We start from the raw sequence: 23,872 nt of genomic DNA on the forward strand, positions 1-23,872 counted from the left end.
GCGCAGGTGAGTTTGCGTTCAGGCCACGCAGGCCTTGAGGAGGGCGCTGCCCTCCTCAAACTCCTCCCGGAGGTATTTCTGGCCCAAAGAAGCTGGCAGGCGCGGCAAATTGTGCAAGCCCCTCCCCAAGGGCCCGTGGTTTCTCTATATTTGCGGCATAGCTTCGCGACGCGGTGAAAGAGGATCCACATGGCCCTGAAATCCCTCAAGAAACAAAGGCGGATCCAGATCGTTGCGCTGGCCGCCGTGGCGCTGATCGTCTCGACCGGGCTGATCGGTTACGCCATGCGCGACGGGATCAACTTCTTTCGCTCGCCCAGCCAGGTGATGGAAGAGCCGCCTGCTCCGAACGAGGTGTTCCGCATCGGCGGGCTGGTCGAGGAAGGGTCCCTTGTGCGGGGCGCGGGTGAGCAGATCCGGTTCAGTGTGACCGATGGCGGGGCGACGGTGCCCGTGGTCTATACCGGCGTGCTGCCTGACCTCTTCGAGGAGAACCAGGGCATGGTCGGCACCGGTCGCTATGTGGACGGCGTGTTCGAGGCCTCGGAGATCCTGGCCAAGCATGACGAGACCTACATGCCCAAGGAAGTGGTCGATGCGCTGAAGGAACAGGGCGTCTACCAGGAGCCCGAGAGCTGAGCACCGGGTTTGCTCGGCGTGTTGGGCGTTTCGACCATGTAGAGCACCACGCGCAAGCCGCCGCGTAGCGGGCGGTCCAGCATCATGCCGCCGCCGGACTGGCGGGCAAAGCCGGCAACGGAGGACAGGCCGAGGCCGCTGCCTTCGTGCGGAGGCTTGGTGGTGTAGAAGGGTTCCGCAAGGCGCGGCAGGGCCTCTTCCGGCACGCCGGGTCCGTCATCCTCGACGATCAGCGCGACGTAGGGCGGAGGGGATTCGGGAGCGGGGTCCAGCCCTCCGGCAGAGCCACGACGTTCCGCGGTGATCCGGATCGTGCCGTATCCGCCCGTTGCCTCCTGCGCGTTCAGGCACAGTTGAATGGCGCAGGTTTCCAGCATGTCACGGTCGGCCAGGGCCACGAGCGGATCGTCGGGCGGCTGGGTCTCGACCCGCATGTCGGGGCCGAGCATGTCGCTCAGGACCTCTGTCAGGTCGAAGAGGAACCCTTCCATCGGGATCGGGGCAGGTGACAGGCGGGTGCGACCGCTGGCCGCCATGAGTTGTCGGACGGTGACCGCAGCGCGGCTGGCGGCGGCGCGGCTTTCTTCGATGGCGGCCTGGCGTTCACGGGCATCGGGCAGGGTCTCGAACAGTTCGAGGTTGCCCAGGATGACGGTCAGCTGGTTGTTGAATTCATGCGCGACGCCGCCGACGAACTGACCCAGGGCGCGGGCCATCTGTGCGCTGGCATAGCGTTTCTGCGCGGTGCGCAGATCGGCCTGCAGCCGCCAACCCACGATCATCGACCCGATGTAGTAGCCAAGCACCGCCAGGGCGACGAAGGCGACCAGAAGCCGGTCGGTCCAGGTCTCGAGAAGTGGCTGCAGCAACACCACGAGCGACAGCATCATGATGGAGACCAGAGCGCAGTCGGCGACCAGCAACCCGGATTCGCGCTGCGGGCGTTGCAGGGTGTAGAGCGCGTAACCCACGAGACCCGCAGCGCCTGCAAAGGTCGTTCCGGGGTTCATCTGGACGGACACCAGGTAGAGCGGCAGCGCCAGGAAAGAGAAACCGGCCAGAACGTAGCAGGCCAGCGCACCCCAGTAACGCAACGGCGCCGGACCTGTCCGCAGGCGCAGCAGCAGGAAGGCAAGCCCGCCTTCGAAGACAAGGTAAGCCGCACCCCAGGCCAGGGCGATCTGCCGGTCGATGACTAGCAGCAGCACGGAGACCACCACGGCAATGACGACATAGCGGATCACGATCTCGAGCGGGGATCCGTATTCGGCGCGCCGCATCTCGTCCAGCCGCGTCTGATAATTGTCACGGGAGGGGAGCGGGGCCATGTCCTGCGTCTCTCCGCCTGGGCCGCGCGAACATGCGGCTGTGATCACGATAAAACATGGCTCAGGGTACGCAATCTCCTGGGCCGCGTCACTTGCGTTATTCGGAATGCTACCCGAATGAACAGGGCCCGATGGCATGCCTTAGGGCCCTGTTAAGGTTTTGAAACCAAAAGGTTGTTAGCGGAGGATACTGCGTCCCGCATAGATTGCAGTGTCTTCCAGCATCTCCTCGATCCGGATCAGCTGGTTGTACTTCGCGAGCCGGTCCGAACGCGCCAGCGAGCCGGTCTTGATCTGGCCGCAGTTGGTGGCAACGGCGAGGTCGGCGATGGTCGCGTCCTCGGTCTCACCGGAACGGTGCGACATCACGTTGGTCATGCGCGCGCGGTGCGCCATGTCCACGGCCTGCAGGGTTTCAGTCAGGGTGCCGATCTGGTTGACCTTGACCAGCATCGAGTTGGCACAGCCCTGTTCGATGCCCATCGCCAGGCGCGCGGGGTTGGTCACGAAAAGATCGTCACCCACCAGCTGCACCTTCTGGCCCAACACCTCGGTCAGCATGCGCCAGCCGTCCCAGTCGTCCTCGGCACAGCCGTCCTCGATCGAAATGATCGGGTAGTCGTTCACCAGGGCCTGCAGGTAGGCCACGTTTTCATCCGGGGTCAGCGAGAGGCCTTCGCCCTTCATCTCGTATTTGCCGTCCTTGAAATACTCGGTCGAGGCGGCGTCGAGGGCCAGATACATGTCCTCGCCGGGCTTGAAACCGGCCTTCTCGATCGACTTCAGGATGAAATCCAGCGCGTCGCGGGTGCTCTTGAGTTCCGGCGCAAAGCCGCCTTCATCGCCGAGGCCGGTGGACATGCCCGCCGCGCTGAGTTCCTTTTTCAGGGTGTGGAACACCTCGGAACCCATGCGCACCGCTTCGCGGATGTCGGTCGCGGCGACCGGCATGATCATGAATTCCTGGATGTCGATCGGGTTGTCCGCGTGTTCGCCGCCGTTGATGATGTTCATCATCGGGACGGGCAGGGTGCGCGCCGAGGTGCCGCCGACGTAGCGGAACAGGGGTTGCCCGGTGAATTCCGCCGCGGCCTTGGCGGTGGCCAGGCTGACACCCAGGATGGCATTGGCGCCCAGGCGGCCCTTGTTCTCGGTCCCGTCCAGTTCGCACATGGCAAGGTCGATGGCGACCTGTTCGGTGGCGTCGAAGCCCAGGATCGCCTCGGCGAGTTCGCCGTTCACGGAGGCCACGGCATCCAGAACGCCCTTGCCCATGTAGCGGGCCTTGTCGCCGTCGCGTTTTTCCACCGCTTCGTGCACGCCGGTCGAGGCGCCCGAGGGCACGGCCGCCCGGCCCATCGATCCGTCTTCGAGGGTGACGTCGACTTCGACGGTCGGGTTGCCGCGGCTGTCGAGGATCTCGCGCGCGTGGATGTCGATAATGGTGCTCATGGATCTGGTCCCTCAAGGCTGTCCGTTCGCCGGTGTCATAACAGGCGCGCGGGGAAAGTAAACGTGAGCGATAGCGCTAACGCCCCTTTGTGTGTGAGGGTTGCGCTAACGTCGCGCGCTAACGGTCCGGGGCAGACAGGGCTGCGGAACGAAGAAACCCAGTCATTGTAACCCCTTGATGACGTTCCGTCGCCCAGTAACGGGCAGGTGGATCAGGCCTCCGCGGCGCGGGCCAGCCGCCGCTCGCGCACGAAGGTATAAAGCCCGGCGACGAGGATGAGGGCGGAGCCCGCAAGCGTCCAGAAATCCGGTCGATCGCCAAAGATCAGCACGCCCAGCCCGGTGGTGAACACGAGCCGCGAATAGCGGAAAGGTGCCACGATCGAGGCCGGTGCCATGCGCATGGCCGAGGTGATGGCCAGGTACCCCGAGGTCGTCACCACGACCGCGCCCAGGGTCGGCCAGAGCGCGGCGCCGGTAAAGCTGGAGGGTTCCGGTGTCAGTGCCCAGAGCGTCAGCCCCGGCAGCAGGGTCGAGCCGAATCCCCAGGTCGAGATCGCCAGTGCCGGGATGTGGCCGGGCGAAAGCCGGGTGACAAGGTCACGGGCCGACAGCGCGGTGATGCCCATGACGGCGAACAGTTCCCATCCGGTGAACGCGGCACCGAAGGGGCGGATCACCATCATCATGCCGATTATGCCGACACCCACGGCAGCCCAGCGGCGCCAGCCCACATGTTCGTTCAGGAACAGCGCCGCGCCCAGCGTCACCACCAGGGGGCCGGTCTGGATGATCGCGGCAAAGACCGGCAGTGGCACATAGCGCAGCCCGACCACCATGCCGATGGCGCCGAAGACCTCGAAGAGATTGCGCAGCAGGATCATCGGGTGCAGTGCATCACGGCTCCAGACAGTGACGCGCAGGGCGCGGGCCATGACGATGAACAGCAGCGTGCCGCCCAGTCCCACCAGCGTCATCACCTGCCCGATGGGCGCGGCAAGCGTGGCGAGCTTGAAAAACGCATCCGCCCCGGCCAGCAGCGCCATCGAGAGGATCATCAGGGAAATGGCGCGCAGGATCATGCGGGCGCCTGCGCGGGGCGGGTGCGGGTCATTCCGGGGCTTTCGGTGAGTGTCGTGTCCCGCAGGTATCGCCCGGGCGCGCGCGCGGGGCAAGGGGCAAGCCGCTTCGAAGCGGCTTGGGAACGGGTTCGGAAACCCGTTGCAAGGGCTTTCGAAAGCCTTTGCGCGCCAGATCAGGCGGCCATGATCTCGGCCAGATGGGCGGCGCAGCCCCGGAGCGCGGCGTAATCGTCGGTGACCAGGTCGACCGGAAACTGGGTCATGTAGGCATTGAACCGCCCCTTGTCGGCAAAGGCCTCGGCAAAGCCCAGGTGGCGCAGGTGTGGGCCCAGGTGGCGCGTCACGCCGCCGACCAGATAGATGCCGCCAAAGGGCAGGGTGACCAGAGCCAGGTCGCCGGTGTAACGGCCCAGAAAGCGCACAAAGAGCCGTGCGGCCCGCTGCGCGCGCGGCTCACCGGCCTCGAACCCGGCCATGATCTCGGCCGCGGGCAGGGGCAGGCCGTCGCCCTCGTCGTGACAGACCCAGGCGTAAAGCCGTTCCAGCCCGCGGCCCGACAGGATCTCTTCGAGGCCCGGATGCCCGGTCTTTTCAGCGACCCAGTCGACCAGCCGCAATTCCTCGGCATCGCGCGCCAGAAGCGAGACATGCCCCGCCTCTGCCGGGGGTACAAGGGTGCGAGCGCCCTGGGTGTAGACGGGTACGGCGTTCAGCCCGGTGCCCACGTTCACCACAAGGCGCACGGCATCCGCCGGGGCTTCGCGCCCGGTCAGGACCGGCGACAGGCTATCGTGACCCAGGTGTGCCACGGCGAACCCCTGCGCCTGAAGGTCGTTCAGAACCGCAACCCGGGCCGCCCCGATGCGCTTCTTGAGCGCGGCCGAATCCACAGTCCAGTCCAGGTTGGTCAGCGTGCCCACCCCGTCATGCACCGGCCCGGCCATGTCGATGCAGACACCGACGGGGGCCACTTTCTGGTCGTCCAGGTAGCTGTCCAGGATCGGTTCGATCCCGGCGTTCTCGGAGTTGCGAAAGCGGCGGATGCTGTCGTCCAACACCTGGCCGTCCCGGCTCAGGGCGACCCGCGTGTTGGTGCCGCCGATGTCGGCGACAACGGAAAGCTCTTGCGTCATGGCGTGGCCTTTCAGGTGGTCAGGGCTTTGGCAAGCGCGTGATACGATGCCTTGGGCGTCCGCGCCAAGGTCTCGAAATCGACATGGACCAGGCCAAAGCGCTTTTCGTACCCAAGCGCCCATTCGTAATTGTCCAGCAGAGACCAAGTGAAATAGCCCTTCAGCGGGACGCCCTCGGCAATGGCCTGCCGGACCTTGTCCAGGTGGGCATCCAGATAGGCGGTGCGGGCCGGGTCCTCAATCTTGCCATCCTCCAGCACATCGGCCGAGGCCATGCCGTTCTCGGTGACGTAAAGCGGCAGGTCGCCAGTGTACTCGCGCGCGGTGCGGGTCAGGAAATTGTAGAGGCCCTCGGGGTAGATTTCCCAATCCATGAAGGTCTTTGGCAGCGGGCCTTCGACCTCGCGGTAATCGGGCCAGGGGTTTCCGGCGGGGGCGATCAGCTTGCGCGTGTAGTAATTGATCCCGCACCAGTCGAGCGGGGCGGTGATGGTCGGGAAGTCCTCTTGCCAGCCCCTGGGCAGATGTGGCTCCAGCCCGTCCAGCGCGGCCTGCGGATAGGCGCCCTTGAACACGCCAGCCATGAACCAGTGGTTGTAGATCGCGTCATAGCGGTCGGCGGCGGCGCGGGCGGCCGCGCTGTCGTCGGCTGGGTCGGCCCATTCCATGTTGAAGACCCCACCAAGGTTGTCCATGCCCAGTCCGCGCATGGTTTCGATGGCGCGGCCATGTGCCAACAGGACGTGGTGCATTGCGCGCGCCGTGGCGCGGATGTCGCGGACGCCGGGGGCGTGGTGGCCGTCGAAATGGCTGAGCCAGGCGACGCACCAGGGCTCGTTTATTGGCGCGACGGAAAACATCCGGTCGCCGATGCGCTCCATGATGATCTGCGTGTAGTCGGCGAACCAGCCGGCGATGTCCCGGTTGCGCCAGCCGCCGAGGTCCAGCACGGGCGAGGGCAATTCCCAGTGATAAAGTGTGGCGCAGGGCCTGATGCCGCGATCCAGCAGAGAGTCGGCCAGGCGATCGTAGAAATCCAGCCCCTCTTGGTTGACCGGCCCGCGCCCTTCGGGCAGCACGCGCGCCCAGCTCAGCGAAAAGCGGTAGGCGTCGAAGCCGGCCTGTTCGACCAGGTCCAGATCCTCGCCATAGCGGTGATAGTGATCGCAGGCCTTGTCGCCGTTCTCGAAACGGGTGACGTTCCCCGGGGTCGCGGCGAAATCATCCCATTGGGTGCGGCCTGCGCCACCAAAGGCGTGACCCTCGATCTGGTAGCTCGAGGTGGCGCAACCGAAGAGGAAATCTTCGGGAAAATCAGATCTCTGGTGTTTCATGTTCAACCTTTATTGCGCGGGTCCGGTCGAGCTTCCGATGATCAGCTCGGCCTCCATCAACTGGGTCAAGGGCGCATGCGCGGGATTGCGGATAAGCTCCAGCAGCATTTCAGCCGCCCGCATCCCGGCCAGGCGCACCGAGGAGCGCGTGGCGGTAAAGATCGGCACGTCATGGCCGTTGCGCAAATAGCCCAGGTCGTCGTCATGGGTGATGACGGACACGTCTCGTCCCATTTCCAGCCCGGCCTCGTGGATCGCCCGGCGGACGCCGATGGCGGTGATCATCGAGGAGACAAGGAAGCCGGTGGGCGGAGTGTCCAGCGCCAGCATCTCTGCCGCGCTGCGGTAGCCATAGACCTCTGTCATCTCTTCCGAGCGCATCAGCGCCGGGTCCAACGCGATGCCACGGTCGGCCAGTGCCGCCTCATAGGCGACGCGGCGGCGGTGGGCGAAATCCATGAATTCCAGCCCGTTGATCAGGGCAATCCGCCGGTGGCCCAGGTCCAGCAGGAACTCGGTCGCGCGCTGGAACGCGCGCCCGTTGTTGGTGTCCAGCCAGGAATAGGGCAGGCTGACCTGAGAGGCGCGGCCATGCACGACGAAGGGCAGCCCCAGCTCGGTCAGCAGCGCGATCCGGCCGTCGGTCATGCGTGGGCCGTGCACGATGATCCCGTCGACATTGCCACGGCTGCGGATCGAACGATAGGCCTGTTCCTCGTCCTTGTCGTCGACCAGGCTGATGACCACCTCGTAGCCCGCCTTGGAGTAGGTCTGACCGGCCCCGGCGATGAAATCTCCGAAGATCGGGTTCACCATCTCGTGCTGGTCGCTGATCGGCAGGACGTGACCGATGGCATGGGCGCGGCCCGTGGCCAGCCCCTTGGCCCTGGCGTTGGGGCTGTAGTTCAGCTCGCGCGCGGCACGCAGAACCTTTTCCCGGGTCTTTTCACTGACCTCTGGATAACCGTTCAGCGCACGGCTGACGGTGGTCTGGGAAAGGTCGAGGTGTTCGGCGAGCTGCTTGAGGTTCATGTCACGATAAGGCCCAAAGCGCTTCGGATTTGTCAAGAGACGACCGCACGGATGGTGCTGTATTGCAGAAAGCTTAGCCGCACCGCAGCATGTAAATTTCAATGGTCAAAGGACGAATGTTGACAGGTTGGGCCGACTCGCAGATAGTGGCGCCACCCAAAGCGCTTTGAGAAACTTTGTTTTCGACGGGTGCGGGATACGCAGGAGAACCCGCGCGGCGAGGTGCGGGAGGGGAGGATAATCAATGAAGTCACCGTTTTACCTGAGCGTCGCGGCCCTGGCCCTTGGCGCCGGCATGGCGCATGCGGAGAAGCTGACCGTTTTCGGCCCCTGGCTGGGTCCGGACCAGGAGCTGGTCGAGGATGTTCTGGATGTCTTCGCCGAACAGACCGGCCATGACGTTTCCTATGTGGGTTCTGACAGTTTCGAGCAGCAGATCGTTGTCGATGCCGAAGCAGGTTCGCCCCCGAACGTCTCGATCTTCCCGCAGCCGGGCCTTGCCTCCGACATGGCGTCGCGCGGTTTCCTGACCCCGCTCAAGGATGGCACCGGCGACTGGATTCGCGAGAATTACGCGGCAGGCGACAGCTGGGTCGACCTCGGGACCTACGCCGACCAGGACGATGCGGACAAGTTGTTCGGCTTCTTCTACAAGGTCGATGTGAAATCGTTGGTCTGGTACAACCCCGAGAACTTCCTCGATTTCGGTTACGACGTGCCGGAAACGATGGAGGAGCTGCGTGCGCTGGAGCAGCAGATGATCGACGATGGCGAAACGCCCTGGTGCGTGGGCCTGGGATCGGGCGGGGCGACCGGCTGGCCGGCCACGGACTGGGTCGAGGACCTGATGCTGCGCACGCAGCCGCCCGAAGTTTATGACCAATGGGTTGCCAACGAGATCCCCTTTGACGATCCGCGCGTCGTGGCCGCGATCGAGGAATTCGGCACCTTCATCGAGGATGACAAGGTGGCCGGCGGCCGGGGCGCAGTTGCCTCGACCGATTTCCGCGACAGCCCCAAGGGTCTGTTCTCGGCACCGCCGCAATGCATGATGCACCGTCAGGCGTCATTTATTCCGACCTTCTTCCCCGAGGGGACAGAGGTCGGCCTTGATGCCGATTTCTTCTATTTCCCGGCCTACGAAAGCAAGGATCTGGGCCAGCCGGTCCTTGGCGCGGGCACGCTGTGGGCGATCACGAATGAAAACGACGCGGCACATGACCTGATCGCCTTCCTGCAAACCACCGAGGCGCACGAGATCTGGATGGCCAATGGCGGCTTCATGACGCCGCTGAAATCGGTCGATCCGTCCAAGTTCAAGGACGAGGCCACCGCCAAGATGAACCAGATCCTGCTGGACGCGACGACCTTTCGCTTTGACGGATCGGACCTGATGCCCGGTGGCGTTGGCGCGGGCAGCTTCTGGACCGGCATGGTCGACTATGCCGGCGGTAAGCCCGCGGCAGAGGTGGCGGCCGAAATCCAGAGCAGCTGGGACTCGCTCAAGTAAGCGGATCGAACCGGACCCACCCGTCCCGGGCCTTGCCCGGGACCACTGCCGGGCCGATCAGCTCGATGAGGGCAGGGGCCCCGGATCAGGTCCGGGGCGGGGTTTCTGACGACCTGCGCTGCGCGAATGCGTGCGGCCAATATCCAGAGTGACAGGGAGCACAGCATGCATCCGGCGCTACAAGGACTTCTGACAATCGTGATCGGCGTGGGGTCGTGTATCGGCTACTTCTGGGCGTCGAACCAGTTCCTGGACCGGGTCCTGTTTCCGGCCAGGGGGCCGAACGCGGGGCGAAACATCAACCGCGCCAACATGATCCGGCCCTGGCTGTTCCTGTTCCCGGCGCTGTTCGCGCTGACGCTCTACCTGGCCTACCCGGTTTTCGAGACGCTGCGCCTGTCGCTGACCGACCGCGATCAAGGCGGGGCCTTCATCGGGCTGGCCAACTACACGCAGATGATGGGCGAATCCAAGTTCTGGGAGGCGATGGGCAACAACATGCTCTGGCTGATCGTCGTGCCGGCGCTATCGACGGCCTTTGGCCTGCTGGCAGCGCAGCTCACCGATCGCATCGGCTGGGGCAACATTGCCAAGTCGTTGATTTTCATGCCGATGGCGATTTCCTTTGTGGGTGCGGCGGTGATTTGGAAACTGGTCTATGACGCGCGCCCGCCGGATGCGGAACAGATCGGCGTGCTGAACGCACTCTATGTCTGGTTCACCGGCAACGATCCGGCGCAATGGCTGACCATCCCCTTCTGGAACAACTTCTTCCTGATGATCGTGCTGGTCTGGATTCAGACCGGCTTTGCGATGGTGATCCTGTCGGCGGCGCTGCGCGGGATCCCCGAGGAAACGGTCGAGGCGGCCATCGTCGACGGGGCCAACCCGTTCCAGATCTTCTTCAAGATCAAGGTGCCGCAGATCATGCCGACCATCATGGTGGTCTGGACGACGATCACGCTGGTCGTGCTCAAGATCTTCGACATCGTCTTTGCCATGACCAACGGCCAATGGGGCACGCAGGTCCTGGCCAACTACATGTTCGACAAGCTGTTCCGCGCCAATGACTGGGGCGTGGGCTCGGCCTCGGCCATCGTCATCATGCTGCTGGTCACGCCGATCCTTGTCTGGAACGTGCGGCAGGCCCGCAAGGAAATGCGGTAAGGGAGCGGGATCATGGACAATATCGCAGGTCACAAGTCCTCGCTCACCTGGGCGGTTCATATCTCGGTCGTGCTGCTGGTTGCGCTCTGGCTGTTCCCGACCGTTGGACTGTTCGTGTCCTCCTTTCGCACGGCGGACCAGATCGCATCCTCCGGCTGGTGGAACGCGCTGTTTCCAACGGAACAGTCGCTGACCCTGCGCACGGATTCTCCCGAGGAACAGGTGCAACAGGACGGGGTCTACGTGCTGGAGGGCAACCTGTTCATGGTCGAGGGGCGTGAGGCTGCGCCGATCTCGTCCTATGGGACCTCCTCGCGCGACATCTCGGCCTTTGCGCCGGGTGAGGAGGCCGAGTTGCGCCGGGGCGGGACAATTACCGTGCAGGAAAACGGCGACTACCGCCTTGTATCCGATGAGGAAATTGCCGGTGGACGCGGCATCCGGATCTTTGTCACGGCCGAGATTCCACCGGAATTCACCCTGCGCAACTACGACACCGTTTTGGGCCAGGACGTGGTCAAGCGGCTGGCCATCTACATCGCGGCGGCGGCAATCCTATGGGGTGTGATGCGCTATACGCTGGCCGCGCAGCCCGCGATCGTGGCGCAGGGGGCGCCGGTCGTCGGCGGGCTGGTGCTGCTGGTCCTGCTGGCCGCGACGATCGGACTGTCCAGTGGCGCCGCCGAGGGGGCGCAGACCACCGACGACATGGGGCGCGCCTTTTTCAGTACGCTGACGGTGACGGTTCCGGCGACGATCATCCCCATCGTGGTCGCCGCCTTTGCCGCCTATGCGCTGGCCTGGATGGATTTCCCCGGTCGGGCGCTGCTGATCGCCTTTGTCGTGGGCCTGCTGGTCGTGCCGCTGCAACTGGCGCTGATCCCGCTTCTGAAGCTGCACCTGGCCATCGGCATCGGCAAGGGCTACCTCGGCGTCTGGCTGGCGCATACCGGGTTCGGCCTGCCGCTGGCGGTCTACCTCTTGCGTAACTACATGGCCGGCCTGCCGCGCGACATCATCGAGAATGCTCGCGTGGACGGCGCGACGGAGTTCCAGATCTTCACCAAGATCATCCTGCCGCTGTCCTTCCCGGCGCTGGCCAGTTTCGCCATCTTCCAGTTCCTCTGGACCTGGAACGACCTGCTGGTGGCCAAGGTCTTTCTGATCGACGCGACGGGCCAGACCACCGTGATGACCAACCAGATCGTCGAACTGCTGGGCACGCGCGGCGGCAACTGGGAAATCCTCGCAACGGCGGCCTTTGTCTCGATCGCGGTGCCGCTGGTCGTCTTCTTTGCCATGCAACGCTATCTCGTGCGCGGCCTTCTGGCCGGCTCTGTCAAGTAAACCCCGCCCCGGACCTGATCCGGGGTCACCCCCTGCGGGCACCGGGACAGGATGTCCCGGGTGAAGCCCGGGACGCGAAGGATCAAGACATGAACGCGCAACTGCAAACCCAGACCGATCCGAAAGCCGACAAGGACTGGTGGCGTGGAGCGGTGATCTACCAGATCTACCCGCGCAGCTACCAGGACAGCAACGGCGACGGGATCGGCGACCTCAACGGCATCACGGCACGTCTGCCCTATGTGGCCAGCCTCGGCGTCGACGCCATCTGGATCTCGCCCTTCTTCACCTCGCCGATGAAGGATTTTGGTTATGACGTCAGCGATTACTGCGACGTGGACCCGATGTTCGGCTCGCTCAGCGATTTCGATGTCATGGTGGACACGGCGCACAAGCTGGGCATCCGGGTGATGATCGACCTCGTGCTGTCGCATACCTCGGACCAGCATCCCTGGTTCGCGCAAAGCCGGGCCAGTCGCGACAACCCGAAGGCGGACTGGTACGTCTGGGCCGATCCCAAGCCCGACGGCAATCCGCCCAACAATTGGCTGTCGATCTTCGGCGGTCCGGCCTGGCAATGGGACGCGCGGCGCGAACAGTATTACCTGCACAACTTCCTGACCGAGCAGCCGGACCTGAACTTTCACAACCCGGACGTGCAGGATGCGCTCTTGAACGTGGTCCGCTTCTGGTTGGATCGTGGTGTCGACGGCTTCCGCCTGGATACGATCAACTTCTACGTCCACGACCAGAAACTGCGCGACAACCCGCCCTTGCCGGTGGATCAGCGAGACGCCTCGATCGCGCCGCGGGTGAACCCCTACAATCACCAGCTGCACCTCTACGACAAGAACCGCCCCGAGAACCTCGATTTCCTGGCCCGTTTCCGCGCCGTGCTGGACGAATACGACGCGACCACGGCAGTGGGAGAGGTCGGCGATGCCCAGAAGGGGCTGGAGATCATGGGCGAATACACCGCCGGGGACGAGCGGGTGCACATGTGCTATTCCTTCGAGTTCCTCTCGGGCACCCAGCCGGACGCTGCGCGCATTGCCGACGTGATGGAGCGGGTCGACACGGTGGTGCCGGACGGCTGGGCCTGCTGGGCCTTTTCCAACCATGACGTGGTGCGCCACGCATCGCGGTGGGAACTCACACCCTCCGCGCAAAGGGCCTTTGCCACGCTGATGATGTGCCTGCGCGGGTCGGTCTGTATCTACCAGGGCGAAGAGTTGGGCCTGCCCGAGGCCGACGTGCCGTTCGAGGACCTGCAAGACCCCTACGGGATCGAGTTCTGGCCCGAGTTCAAGGGCCGCGACGGGTGCCGCACGCCGATGGTCTGGGAACAGTCGAACCAGAACGGCGGCTTTTCCACGGGAACGCCCTGGTTGCCGGTCAGCCACGCGCATCTTGGTCATGCTGTCGCGGTTCAGGAGGACGATCCTGGCGCGCTTCTTCACCACTATCGCAAGGCGATCCATTTCCGGGCGACCCAGCCCGCGCTGGTCAAAGGCACGCATGACAAGGTCAAAGCGACAGGCAGCGTCGTGCATTTCACCCGCAGCCACGAAGGCGAAGAGGTCTTTGTCGCGGTCAACATGAGCGGAGAGCCGGCGGTGATCGAGATGCCCGCCGGCACCTGGCAGCAGATCGGGCAGGAACTGGGCAGCGCCACGGCGGCGCCGGACGGCAAGCTGCACCTTGGACCTTGGCAGCCCGCGCTGGCGCGGCGGCAGGCATAACGAGAAAGAGGGGGAGGGGACATGGCCAACCTGAAACTGACCGATGTCGAAAAGACCTATGGCGGCACCGTGCAGGTGCTGCGCGACATCAACCTCGAGATCGACGAGGGCGAGCTGATCGTCTTCGTCGGCCCCTCGGGCTGTGGCAAATCCACGCTTCTGCGAATGATCGCGGGACTGGAAAAGATCACCGGCGGCACGCTGGAAATCGACGGACAGGTGGTCAACGACGTGCCGCCCGCGCAGCGCGGCATCGCGATGGTGTTCCAGAGTTACGCTCTGTATCCCCATATGACCGTGCGCGAGAACATGTCCTTTGCGCTGAAACTGGCGAAGAAAAGCCCTGACGAGATCGACGCGGCGGTGGATCGGGCGGCCAAGATGCTGCAACTGGATCCCTACCTCGACCGCCTGCCCAAGGCCCTGTCCGGTGGCCAGCGACAGCGGGTGGCCATTGGGCGGTCGCTGGTGCGCGATCCCAAGGTCTACCTGTTCGACGAACCGCTCTCGAACCTGGATGCTGCGCTGCGGGTGGCGACGCGGATCGAGATCGCGCAATTGAAGGAACAGATGCCCGACAGGACCATGATCTACGTCACCCATGACCAGGTCGAGGCGATGACGCTGGCCAGCCGGATTGTCGTGCTGGCCAACAAGGGGATCGCGCAGGTGGGCAGCCCGCTGGAACTGTACGAGCGGCCCAACAGCGAGTTCGTGGCGCAGTTCATCGGCTCACCCTCGATGAACCTGCTGCCCGGCGAAGTGGTCGAGACCGGCACGCAGACCCGCGTGAAACTGGACGGCGACGGTACGGCCCTCTCGGACTATCCGACCACCGAGGCTGACAAGGGGCTGCGGGTCAATGTCGGCGTGCGGCCCGAGGATTTCGTGCCCACCGAGGACACGCCGATCTATTCCGGCATGGTCGAGATCACCGAGGCCCTTGGGGAGGTGACGCTGCTCTACTTCCAGGCCGAAGGTGGGGGCGACCCGGTCATCGGCAAGCTGCCCGGCATCCACCGCGAGATGCGTGGCAAGCAGGTGTCGCTGGGCGCGGAACCGGACAAGGTGCACCTCTTCGCGGAGGGGGGGTCGCTGCTGTATCGGTGAGGCGCTGCCCGCTGTTGCCGTGGTCGACCTTGCGGCGGCGTTGACTGCCCCCGTCCGAGCGTTTCAGGTCGGTTGCCAATGATCCACGTTCTTGCCATGTCCCCAAACAGGGTAGGAGACGTGCGACATTGGCAATTTACCGGAAGGAACAGCATGGCCAAGGCAATACACAGCATGATCCGCGTGCTCGACGAGGCACGTTCGGTCGATTTCTACCGGACGGCTTTCGGGTTGGAGATCTCGGAACGCAAGGACTTCGATGATTTCACGCTGGTCTACCTGAGCAATGCAGAGAGCAGCTTCGAGATCGAACTCACCGTGAACAAGGGACGTACCGAACCCTATGACCTGGGCGACGGGTATGGTCATCTTGCGGTTTCGGTCGCGGACCTGGACGACACCCACAAGCGGCTGACCCATGCGGGGCTGGCACCGCGCAAGATCGTCGAATTCGCGCCGGACGGAAAGAGGTTCGCCCGTTTCTTCTTTGTCGCGGACCCCGATGGTTATCAGATCGAGGTCATCGAACGGGGTGGTCGGTTTCTCTAAGGGTGCCGGACATGGACGACAGGCAAAAGTGTCCCCGGGACGGCGGGCCTTGAAAAATTCGTGCTTGGGAAAGCGGTGAGGTTCGAAGCGCAGCGACTGCTTTGACCCCGAGGGCCAGCCACACGCGCCATTGCTGCGCGAGCGGTTTCGTCCTCGGGTCGTCCTTGAAGATGGCCGAGGCGTTTAGATTTCAATAGCTTTAGAAATCGCCAGCGCATCTTCAAGTTCAACGCTGAGCTGCCTCAGAGGGCAGTCATGAGTCCCGTTCGTGCCTAATGCTGCATGGCGTATCCAATCGGGACACAAGGCGCCGATGCTCGTCCGTCGTTCCAAATCAGGCTGTCGCCGTCAGGCAACCCTTGGCTGACAGATGGGGTTCTGTCGGAAACGCTCTTCCGCCGCGCTGATGATCTTTCCCGCTCTGTTCTTGGCGGATCACCGATCCGCTTTCTCAAGCACCAGGAACGTCATCATGCCGAAAGGGGGCAGCGGTTTCTTCTCTCTGACCGTAAGCTCCGGTTGTTTAAGCACGGTGCCGATGTCGAAATCGGAATGCCAGCCCAACAGGTTTGCGAATGGCGCAAAAAATCGTTCGATCCGTGCCATGATACCGGTTTCCTGGGCGAAGTGATTGGTGATGACGACCTTGCCTCCGGGTTTGCAGACCCGCGCTATCTCGGCCATCACGCGTTCGGGTTCCGGCACGACAGAGATGATGTGCATCGCTGCGACGGTATCGAAATGATTGTCCGGAAAATCGAGACTTCGCGCATCCATCTGCCGGAGGCTCCTGACGTGCCCCAACCCGAAGCGATCGACTTTTTCCCGCGCCTTGGCCAGCATGTCGTCGCTGAAATCAATACCCGTGACGCAAAGGTCTGAACGATAGTTTCGTAGTGCAAGACCGGTCCCGACACCGACCTCCAGAACGCTCGTCCCGCTTTGTCCATTGATGTACTCGACTGCCGCGCGCCGTCCGGTATTTGTAATCGCGCCGAAGGTCTGGTCATAGACGGGGGCCCACCTCGCGTAGGAGGTCTTGATTGCGCCGAGTTCCATCGCGTTAGTCCTTTGTGTTCCTTGATTTGCGAGCGGATCGAAACGCCCAGATCAGGCTGCAGATGTAGGCAAATGTCATCAGCGCCAGGGTGGCCCAAAGATATGTCAGCAATGCTGCAGCCATAAGCCCGGCGCCAAGAAGGAAAAATTTGGCGTTCCCTCGGTCGATTGACAGCTGCTTGAAGGAATAGGTCGGGATGCGACTGATCATCAAAAGACCGACAAGAAAAACGTGGCCAGCGATGACCGAAGGCGCGGCCAAGGGCAGGTCAGAGAAGAGAAAGGAGATAACCATTGGCAGCAACACGAGAACTGCGCCCGCTGGCGACGGGACACCGACAAAGTAACCGCATCCGGTGTCTTCTTTGTCCATCCGGCTGTCGACGTTGAATCGTGCCAGTCGCAGGACGCAGCAAATGGAATAGCTCAAGACAGCTATCCAGCCCGCGCTTTGGAAATCCTGCAGGGCCCATTGGTACATGATCAGTACAGGCGCCACTCCGAAATTCAGGAAATCCGCCAGGGAATCCAGTTCCGCACCGATCGGCGACTCGCTTTTCGTCAAACGCGCGAGCCGACCGTCCAGACCATCCAGAACGCAGGCCACCAGAACCAGGCGCACGGCCAATTCGAAATTCCCTTCATAGCCAAAGCGTATGGCCGAAAGCCCCGCACATATGGCCGAGATGGTGACCAGATTCGGCAGCAGCTGCAGGACGTTGATTTTCTTTCTCTTGTCGGGCAACGGGTGGGGCATGCTTTAATCTGTTCGCGCCGAACGAGCAGGCTCGTCCGAGGCCAAGTCGGCAAGGACCGTCTCGCCCGCGATCATGGTTTGCCCCAGAGCGACAAGTGGTTGCACACCATCCGGCAAATAGACGTCCAGTCGCGAACCGAAGCGTATCAGGCCAAACCTTTCACCGGTTGCCAAGACGTCGCCCTGCGCGGAAAAACAGACGATCCGCCGCGCAACCAATCCAGCGATCTGAACCACGGCGATCTGTCGCCCGTCCGCCATGTCGATGCACAGGCTGTTCCGTTCGTTGTCGGCGCTGGCCTTGTCCAGAGAGGCATTGAAGAACTTGCCCGGCCGATAGGCGATCGCCGAAATCCGGCCCGCGACAGGTGCACGGTTCACATGGCAGTTGAAGACACTCATGAAGACGCTGACACGGGTCAATGGCTGATCCGTCATGCCCAATTCCGGCGGCGGCACGGCCTTTTCGATCAGCGAGACCACGCCATCGGCGGGACTGACGATCAGGCCCTCACGGCTTGGTGTCACACGTGCCGGGTCACGGAAAAAGTAGTAACACCAAATCGTCAGTCCGACGCCCACCCATCCCAGGACGGACGAGACCAAGAAGAGCGCGGCTGCGAAAACCGCGAAAACGGCCACAAAGCGTCGCCCTTCGGGATGCATCGGTTTGATGAATGTATCGCGCATTTTCATGGATGTGTCGCTTTTCCTTGGCGAATGGTCGCTTCCATATCCAACCCGGGCACGGACCACAACATCTTAAGGGTGATGGATGTAGCCGCGCCCCAAGCCGAAGAAAACGAACCTGTCGATCTGTTCCGCTACCGACGGACAGTACTTTTCGGTGAAAGTCGGCTTAAGTCCGATTGGCCGGGGTTCAGCGCAAACAGCTCCCGAAGGTTTCTTCGGGAGCTGTTGTGCGACATGGCTTTGTTCCGACAATGCCACAAGCAACAAGTTGTATCGTTTCCTGCAAAGGGCTGGCCGGGACAGGGGCCTTGTGATCGACTGGTTGGCCGGCCTTACTCCGGCTCGTAGGTCAGTTCGATGGGCTTGCGGAACAGCACCTTGTTGCCTTGACCCATCACGTAGCGCAGCTCGTACTTGCCCGGACCTTCGGGGAGTTTCAGCACCAGCGGGCTGTCCTCGGAGGTGTGCTTGTAAGTGCTGTACTTGTTGTCCGGCTCACCGACGCGGGCAAGGCTGATGTAGTCGCCCTTGTAGTCCGGCCCGTCCCAGTCCAGCCCGAGGACCGCGCCCGCAGGCACCTGTTCCGGCGCGTCGATGCTGGCCGTCACCTCGGTCAGGGTGATCTGGTTGCGCGCCACCACGCGGGGGCTGTCGCCCGCCGCCACGTACCGGATCTCATAGGTGCCCGGTTCCGCCGGCAGCCGCAGCAGCAGCGGAGAGCCTTCGCGCGTGTAAGTGTAGAAGTGGTACTTGTTGTCGGCCATGTCGGCATCGGCCACGGTGACATAGTCCTTGTCGTAGCCGGGACCGTCCCATGTCACCAGCACCGAGGCGCCGGCCCGCGCCTGCGTGACCACGTCAAGCGTCGCGCTGACATCAGAGACCTCGATGGTCTTGGTGGCCAGAACGGTCCGGTCCTGCCGCATGACATAACGGATTTCGTAGGTGCCTGCATCGGCGGGCAGGGTCAGGTCCAGCGGCGAGCCTTCGCGGGTATAGGTATAGTTCACATAGCCGTCCTCGCCGATCTCGGACACGGTGATGTAGTCACCCTCATAGTCCGGCCCGGTCCATGTCACTGGGATGTCCGATCCCGCCGCGCCTGTCGGCGCCACGTCCAGCGTGGCCGAAACCTCTGTCACCTCGATCATCCGCGTGGCCAGAACGGTCCGATCCTGGCGCATGAAATAGCGCAACTCGTAGGTCCCCGGTTCCGAGGGCATCTTGAGTGTCAGGGGCGAACCCTCGCGGGTGTAGGTGTAGTTGACATAGCCCTTGTCGTCCGGCTTTGAGACGGCGATGTAGTCGCCCTCGTAGTCCGGCCCGGTCCAGGTCACGGGGATGTCGGCACCCACCTCCGCCGTCTCGGCGGCCTCGAGGCTGGCGTCCAATGCCGTCACCTCGATCATGCGGGTGGCCAGCACGGTACGGTCCTGGCGCATGAAATAGCGCAATTCGTAGGTGCCTGGCTCGGGCGGCATCACCAGTTGCGCGGGCGTGCCGTCGCGGGTGTAGCTGTAATTGACATAGCCTTTGTCGCCGGGTTCCGACACGGCGATGTAATCGCCGTCGTAATCCGGACCGGTCCATGTCACCGGGATGGTTGCACCGGTGGGCACGCTGCCGTCCGCGTCAAGGCTGGCCTCTGCCGCGGTGACGGTGATCGCCTGCGTGGCCAGTGTCTGGCGTCCGTCCCGAAGCACATAGCGCAGCTCATATTCGCCGGGTTCGGGCGGCATCACCAGTTGCGCGGGCGTGCCGTCCCGCGTGTAGGTGTAGTTCACGTAGCCCTTGTCGTCCGGCCTGGAGACGGTGACATAGTCGCCGTCCTCGTCCGGGCCTTCCCAGGTGACAGGGATCGTCGATCCGGCCACCGCCTGTTCAGCACCGCTGACCAGCGCCTCGGGCAGGGAACTGGGCAGCACAAGAGTGACGGTCTGCGTGGCGTCGGTCACGTCAAAGCTCTTTTCGACGCTGCTTTCGTCCTCGGGGCGCAGCACGGTCACGGTATAGCTGCCGGCGGGCAGGTCGATGTCCAGCGAGGCGCTTTGCTGAAAGTCGACGATCACCTCGTCGCCGCGGCGAACATCCCAGACCAGCGGCGTTTCGATGGTGCCGCCTTCGGCGCCGTCCTGCGCCACGAACCGGGTCGAGAAGGTGGCCGCCGGCTGCGCCTGGGTCACCTCGGTCAGGGCCTTGCCCAGCTCGCTGGCATTGGCGGCCAGCAGGAACTGGCCACCGGTCTCGTCGGCCATGCATTGCATCTGGCGGCGTGCCTCGGGGTCGCTGACGTCAAAGCCGACCACGTGCACGGTCAGGTCCACGCCGGCCTCTTCCAGCGCGCGGGCGGCGGCGCAGGGATCGGGGTTGCAGGTCTCAATCCCGTCGGACACCAGGATCACGGTGGCCGGGTCTTCGGTGTATTTCAGAGCCTGGGCGGCCTGGATGACCGCATCGGTCATCGGCGTCTTGCCACGCGGACGCAGCTTGTTCACCTGGGCGGCGATGGCGTCGCGGCTGGCGGTGCCGGGTTCGACAAGCGTCTGGATGTCCGTGCAATCGCCCTTGGTGCGGTGGCCATAGGCGGTCAGCCCCAGCGCCTGCGTCTCTGGCAGGGAGGACAGCAGGTCGCCGACGACGCCCTGAGCGATGGTGATCTTGGCGACCCCGTCTATCTGGCCCCACATGGAGCCGGAGGCGTCGAGTACGAGAATGGACTTGCTGTCTTCCTGTGCGGCGGCAAGCGCCGGAACAAGGCAAAGCGCCAGAGCGGCGCGGCGAAACCCGGTCATGAAATCCCCCCTTTTGGCGGTAATACGCCGCTACCCTGCACCGAGGGACACTGTCCGGGCAAGGAAAGGTTTACCCCACTGGCGCCCGCTTTCCGACCAGCCTGCGGCGTGAGGAAGCACGCCGACGGAAATCCGGGCGCTGTTGCTTTTGTTCACACTTCGTTCACGTTTTTCGATTGGCGGTCTCGCCGAATTCAACTATGTCTACGCAGGTTGGAATGCCGGGGGTGAGTGATGCCGGAACTCAAGCAGATCGAAGTCCGCGGGGCGCGCGAACACAATCTCAAGTCGATCGACGTGGATATCCCGCGAGATCAACTGGTTGTCATCACCGGCCTCAGCGGGTCGGGCAAGTCTTCTTTGGCCTTCGACACGATCTATGCCGAGGGGCAGCGCCGCTATGTCGAGTCGTTGTCGGCCTATGCGCGGCAGTTCCTGGACATGATGGAAAAGCCCGACGTCGACCACATCAGCGGCCTGTCGCCTGCCATTTCCATCGAGCAGAAGACGACGTCGAAGAACCCGCGGTCGACCGTTGGCACCGTGACCGAGATCTACGATTACCTGCGGCTGCTCTTCGCCCGCGTCGGCACTCCCTATTCGCCCGCCACCGGCCTGCCGATCGAGGCCCAGCAGGTGCAGGACATGGTCGACCGGGTCATGGGCATGGAGGAAGGCACGCGCGCCTACCTGCTTGCCCCCATCGTGCGCGACCGCAAGGGCGAATACCGCAAGGAATTCCTGGAACTGCGCAAGCAGGGTTTCCAGAGGGTCAAGGTGGACGGCGAGTTCTACGAGCTGGATGAGCCGCCGACGCTGGACAAGAAGTTCCGCCATGACATCGACGTGGTGGTCGACCGTATCGTGGTGCGCGAGGGGATGGAAACCCGGCTGGCGGATAGTTTCCGCACCGCGCTGGACTTGGCCGATGGCATCGCGGTGCTGGAGACGGCCCCGCGCGAAGGCGAGTCCGAGCGGATCACCTTCAGCGAGAATTTCGCCTGTCCTGTCAGTGGCTTCACCATCCCCGAGATCGAACCGCGCCTGTTCTCGTTCAACGCGCCCTTCGGCGCCTGCCCGGAATGTGACGGGCTTGGGGTCGAGTTGTTCTTTGACGAACGTCTGGTGGTGCCTGACCAGACGCTGAAGATCAGCGACGGCGCGCTGGCACCCTGGCGCAAGGGCAAGAGCCCCTATTTCCTGCAGACCATCGAGGCGATTGCCAAGCACTACGAGTTCGACAAGAACGCGCGGTGGAAGGATCTGCCCGCGCATGTGCAGCAGGTCTTCCTCTACGGCTCGGGCGACGAGGAAATCCAGTTCCGCTATGACGAGGGCGGGCGCGTCTACCAGGTCAGCCGCGTTTTCGAGGGCGTCATTCCCAACATGGAACGGCGTTATCGCGAGACCGACAGCAACTGGATCCGCGAGGAATTCGAACGCTACCAGAACAACCGCGATTGCGGCACCTGCGACGGCTATCGCCTGCGGGAAGAGGCACTGGCGGTCAAGATTGCGGGACTGCACGTGGGCCAGGTGGTCGAAATGTCGATCAAGCAGGCCTTCGACTGGTGCGAAACCGTGCCCGCCAGCCTGACCAGCCAGAAGAACGAGATCGCCAGGGCCATTCTCAAGGAGATCCGTGAACGGCTGGGTTTTCTGAATAACGTCGGACTTGAATATCTCACGCTAAGCCGTTCTTCCGGAACGCTTTCCGGCGGAGAGAGTCAGCGTATCCGTCTGGCCAGCCAGATCGGCAGCGGGCTGACCGGGGTTCTCTATGTCCTCGATGAGCCGTCGATTGGTCTGCATCAGCGCGACAACTCGCGCTTGCTCGACACACTCAAGAACCTGCGCGACCAGGGGAATACAGTTCTGGTGGTGGAACACGACGAAGAGGCGATCCGCGAGGCGGACTACGTCTTTGACATCGGTCCCGGTGCAGGGGTGCATGGCGGTCAGGTCGTGTCGCAGGGCACGCCAGAGGAAGTCGCAAGTGACCCCGCCAGCCTGACGGGCCAGTACCTGAGCGGCACGCGTGAAATCTCTGTTCCGGACAAGCGCCGGAAAGGAAACAAGAAAAAGCTGAAGGTGGTCAAGGCGACGGGCAACAACCTCAAAGAGGTGACCGTCGATTTCCCGCTGGGCAAATTCGTCTGCGTGACCGGCGTGTCCGGCGGCGGCAAGTCGACGCTGACCATCGAGACCCTGTTCAAGACCGCCAGCATGGCGCTGAACGGCGCCCGTCAGACGCCCGCGCCCTGCGAGACGATCAAGGGGTTGGAGCACCTGGACAAGGTCATCGACATCGACCAGCGGCCCATTGGGCGGACTCCTCGTTCGAATCCAGCGACTTACACCGGGGCCTTCACCCCGATCCGCGACTGGTTCGCGGGATTGCCAGAGGCCAAGGCGCGGGGCTACAAGCCGGGGCGGTTCAGCTTCAACGTCAAGGGCGGGCGCTGCGAAGCCTGCCAGGGTGACGGTGTCATCAAGATCGAGATGCACTTTCTGCCGGATGTCTACGTCACCTGCGAGACCTGCAAAGGTGCGCGCTACAATCGCGAGACGCTGGAAGTTCTCTTTAAAGGCAAGAGCATAGCTGACGTTCTTGAGATGACTGTCGAGGATGCGCAGGAGTTCTTCAAGGCCGTTCCGGCGATCCGTGACAAGATGGATGCGCTGATGCGCGTGGGGCTGGGCTATATCAAGGTGGGTCAGCAGGCGACGACGCTGTCGGGCGGCGAGGCGCAGCGGGTGAAGCTGTCCAAGGAACTGGCCAAGCGATCCACGGGCCGCACGCTGTACATCCTGGACGAGCCGACCACGGGCCTGCACTTTGAGGACGTGCGCAAACTATTGGAAGTGCTGCATGAATTGGTCGAGGCCGGGAATACGGTGGTGGTGATCGAACACAATCTCGACGTCATCAAGACCGCCGACTGGATCGTGGATATCGGCCCCGAGGGGGGCGATGGCGGTGGCAGGATCGTTGCCGAGGGCACGCCGGAAAAGGTGGCCGAGGTCGAGGCCTCTCACACCGGGCGTTACCTCAAGCCGATGCTGAAGCCGCGCAAGGTGGCGGCGGAATAGCGAGCCGGTTTTTGTACGAAACGTACAAAACGTACAGCGAATCCGGCAAAACG

Annotated in this window: 18 protein-coding genes; 8 read left to right on the plus strand and 10 right to left on the minus strand. The window is 63.3% G+C overall.

Annotated elements, in window-relative coordinates:
* Positions 1-189: 189 nt before the first annotated feature.
* Complete coding sequence (gene ccmE, locus BLQ71_RS01070) at positions 190-639, plus strand: cytochrome c maturation protein CcmE (protein ID WP_043139608.1); 450 nt, start codon at positions 190-192, stop codon at positions 637-639.
* Here ccmE and BLQ71_RS01075 read toward each other — a convergent pair.
* From BLQ71_RS01075 to BLQ71_RS01100, 6 genes are all read right to left on the minus strand, one after another.
* The gene (locus tag BLQ71_RS01075) at positions 618-1,967 is read right to left on the minus strand and encodes a sensor histidine kinase (protein ID WP_074620404.1); all 1,350 of its coding nucleotides are present in this window, start codon (positions 1,965-1,967) and stop codon (positions 618-620) included. The two genes, ccmE and BLQ71_RS01075, sit on opposite strands and share 22 nt — an antisense overlap.
* A 177-nt stretch (positions 1,968-2,144) precedes the next feature.
* Complete coding sequence (gene eno, locus BLQ71_RS01080) at positions 2,145-3,419, minus strand: phosphopyruvate hydratase (protein ID WP_043139607.1); 1,275 nt, start codon at positions 3,417-3,419, stop codon at positions 2,145-2,147.
* A 212-nt stretch (positions 3,420-3,631) separates the two neighbouring features.
* Positions 3,632-4,501: a DMT family transporter gene (locus BLQ71_RS01085; protein WP_074620405.1), complete on the minus strand. Its 870-nt coding sequence runs from the start codon at positions 4,499-4,501 to the stop codon at positions 3,632-3,634.
* A 173-nt stretch (positions 4,502-4,674) separates the two neighbouring features.
* Positions 4,675-5,634: a glucokinase gene (locus tag BLQ71_RS01090; RefSeq protein ID WP_043139605.1), complete on the minus strand. Its 960-nt coding sequence runs from the start codon at positions 5,632-5,634 to the stop codon at positions 4,675-4,677.
* Between the two features lie 11 nt (positions 5,635-5,645).
* Positions 5,646-6,968: a GH1 family beta-glucosidase gene (locus BLQ71_RS01095; RefSeq protein WP_074620406.1), complete on the minus strand. Its 1,323-nt coding sequence runs from the start codon at positions 6,966-6,968 to the stop codon at positions 5,646-5,648.
* Between the two features lie 9 nt (positions 6,969-6,977).
* Positions 6,978-8,000, minus strand: coding sequence for a LacI family DNA-binding transcriptional regulator (locus BLQ71_RS01100; protein ID WP_043139602.1), 1,023 nt, complete (start codon positions 7,998-8,000; stop codon positions 6,978-6,980).
* A 244-nt stretch (positions 8,001-8,244) separates the two neighbouring features.
* On the opposite strand from BLQ71_RS01100, the gene BLQ71_RS01105 reads away from it, so the two are divergent.
* From BLQ71_RS01105 to BLQ71_RS01130, 6 genes are all read left to right on the plus strand, one after another.
* Positions 8,245-9,510 carry an ABC transporter substrate-binding protein gene (locus tag BLQ71_RS01105; protein ID WP_074620407.1) on the plus strand — a complete coding sequence of 422 codons (1,266 nt, stop codon included), beginning with the start codon at positions 8,245-8,247 and terminating at the stop codon, positions 9,508-9,510.
* A gap of 165 nt (positions 9,511-9,675) precedes the next feature.
* The gene (locus BLQ71_RS01110) at positions 9,676-10,677 is read left to right on the plus strand and encodes a carbohydrate ABC transporter permease (RefSeq protein WP_043139599.1); all 1,002 of its coding nucleotides are present in this window, start codon (positions 9,676-9,678) and stop codon (positions 10,675-10,677) included.
* Between the two features lie 12 nt (positions 10,678-10,689).
* On the plus strand, positions 10,690-12,024 hold the full coding sequence (locus tag BLQ71_RS26740; protein WP_229754823.1) for a carbohydrate ABC transporter permease: 1,335 nt from the start codon (positions 10,690-10,692) through the stop codon (positions 12,022-12,024).
* A gap of 89 nt (positions 12,025-12,113) precedes the next feature.
* Positions 12,114-13,766: a beta-galactosidase BglA gene (bglA, locus tag BLQ71_RS01120; protein ID WP_074620408.1), complete on the plus strand. Its 1,653-nt coding sequence runs from the start codon at positions 12,114-12,116 to the stop codon at positions 13,764-13,766.
* A gap of 21 nt (positions 13,767-13,787) precedes the next feature.
* Complete coding sequence (locus tag BLQ71_RS01125) at positions 13,788-14,876, plus strand: ABC transporter ATP-binding protein (protein ID WP_074620409.1); 1,089 nt, start codon at positions 13,788-13,790, stop codon at positions 14,874-14,876.
* A gap of 153 nt (positions 14,877-15,029) precedes the next feature.
* Positions 15,030-15,425, plus strand: a complete 396-nt coding sequence (locus BLQ71_RS01130; protein ID WP_074620410.1) for a VOC family protein — start codon at positions 15,030-15,032, stop codon at positions 15,423-15,425.
* Positions 15,426-15,860: 435 nt separating this feature from the next.
* Here the strand turns inward: BLQ71_RS01130 and BLQ71_RS01135 are convergent, their stop codons facing one another.
* The 4 genes from BLQ71_RS01135 to BLQ71_RS01150 form a co-directional block, all read right to left on the minus strand.
* Positions 15,861-16,484: a class I SAM-dependent methyltransferase gene (locus BLQ71_RS01135; protein ID WP_074620411.1), complete on the minus strand. Its 624-nt coding sequence runs from the start codon at positions 16,482-16,484 to the stop codon at positions 15,861-15,863.
* Positions 16,485-16,488: 4 nt separating this feature from the next.
* Complete coding sequence (gene pssA / locus BLQ71_RS01140) at positions 16,489-17,241, minus strand: CDP-diacylglycerol--serine O-phosphatidyltransferase (protein ID WP_074620412.1); 753 nt, start codon at positions 17,239-17,241, stop codon at positions 16,489-16,491.
* Between the two features lie 3 nt (positions 17,242-17,244).
* Positions 17,245-17,937: a phosphatidylserine decarboxylase gene (locus BLQ71_RS01145; protein WP_043139586.1), complete on the minus strand. Its 693-nt coding sequence runs from the start codon at positions 17,935-17,937 to the stop codon at positions 17,245-17,247.
* Between the two features lie 329 nt (positions 17,938-18,266).
* On the minus strand, positions 18,267-20,726 hold the full coding sequence (locus tag BLQ71_RS01150) for a vWA domain-containing protein (protein ID WP_074620413.1): 2,460 nt from the start codon (positions 20,724-20,726) through the stop codon (positions 18,267-18,269).
* A gap of 234 nt (positions 20,727-20,960) precedes the next feature.
* Between BLQ71_RS01150 and uvrA the strand changes: the two genes are divergently transcribed.
* Positions 20,961-23,819: an excinuclease ABC subunit UvrA gene (uvrA, locus tag BLQ71_RS01155; protein ID WP_074620414.1), complete on the plus strand. Its 2,859-nt coding sequence runs from the start codon at positions 20,961-20,963 to the stop codon at positions 23,817-23,819.
* Positions 23,820-23,872 lie beyond the last annotated feature (53 nt).

The organism is Antarctobacter albus, from assembly GCF_900101505.1.
Lineage (GTDB): Bacteria > Pseudomonadota > Alphaproteobacteria > Rhodobacterales > Rhodobacteraceae > Antarctobacter > Antarctobacter albus.

Bases quoted from the DNA above. Each gene is read 5' to 3' on its own strand.
- ccmE (WP_043139608.1), top strand. From the start codon at position 190: ATGGCCCTGAAATCCCTCAAGAAACAAAGGCGGATCCAGATCGTTGCG.
- BLQ71_RS01075 (WP_074620404.1), bottom strand. From the start codon at position 1,967: ATGGCCCCGCTCCCCTCCCGTGACAATTATCAGACGCGGCTGGACGAG.
- eno (WP_043139607.1), bottom strand. From the start codon at position 3,419: ATGAGCACCATTATCGACATCCACGCGCGCGAGATCCTCGACAGCCGC.
- BLQ71_RS01085 (WP_074620405.1), bottom strand. From the start codon at position 4,501: ATGATCCTGCGCGCCATTTCCCTGATGATCCTCTCGATGGCGCTGCTG.
- BLQ71_RS01090 (WP_043139605.1), bottom strand. From the start codon at position 5,634: ATGACGCAAGAGCTTTCCGTTGTCGCCGACATCGGCGGCACCAACACG.
- BLQ71_RS01095 (WP_074620406.1), bottom strand. From the start codon at position 6,968: ATGAAACACCAGAGATCTGATTTTCCCGAAGATTTCCTCTTCGGTTGC.
- BLQ71_RS01100 (WP_043139602.1), bottom strand. From the start codon at position 8,000: ATGAACCTCAAGCAGCTCGCCGAACACCTCGACCTTTCCCAGACCACC.
- BLQ71_RS01105 (WP_074620407.1), top strand. From the start codon at position 8,245: ATGAAGTCACCGTTTTACCTGAGCGTCGCGGCCCTGGCCCTTGGCGCC.
- BLQ71_RS01110 (WP_043139599.1), top strand. From the start codon at position 9,676: ATGCATCCGGCGCTACAAGGACTTCTGACAATCGTGATCGGCGTGGGG.
- BLQ71_RS26740 (WP_229754823.1), top strand. From the start codon at position 10,690: ATGGACAATATCGCAGGTCACAAGTCCTCGCTCACCTGGGCGGTTCAT.
- bglA (WP_074620408.1), top strand. From the start codon at position 12,114: ATGAACGCGCAACTGCAAACCCAGACCGATCCGAAAGCCGACAAGGAC.
- BLQ71_RS01125 (WP_074620409.1), top strand. From the start codon at position 13,788: ATGGCCAACCTGAAACTGACCGATGTCGAAAAGACCTATGGCGGCACC.
- BLQ71_RS01130 (WP_074620410.1), top strand. From the start codon at position 15,030: ATGGCCAAGGCAATACACAGCATGATCCGCGTGCTCGACGAGGCACGT.
- BLQ71_RS01135 (WP_074620411.1), bottom strand. From the start codon at position 16,484: ATGGAACTCGGCGCAATCAAGACCTCCTACGCGAGGTGGGCCCCCGTC.
- pssA (WP_074620412.1), bottom strand. From the start codon at position 17,241: ATGCCCCACCCGTTGCCCGACAAGAGAAAGAAAATCAACGTCCTGCAG.
- BLQ71_RS01145 (WP_043139586.1), bottom strand. From the start codon at position 17,937: ATGAAAATGCGCGATACATTCATCAAACCGATGCATCCCGAAGGGCGA.
- BLQ71_RS01150 (WP_074620413.1), bottom strand. From the start codon at position 20,726: ATGACCGGGTTTCGCCGCGCCGCTCTGGCGCTTTGCCTTGTTCCGGCG.
- uvrA (WP_074620414.1), top strand. From the start codon at position 20,961: ATGCCGGAACTCAAGCAGATCGAAGTCCGCGGGGCGCGCGAACACAAT.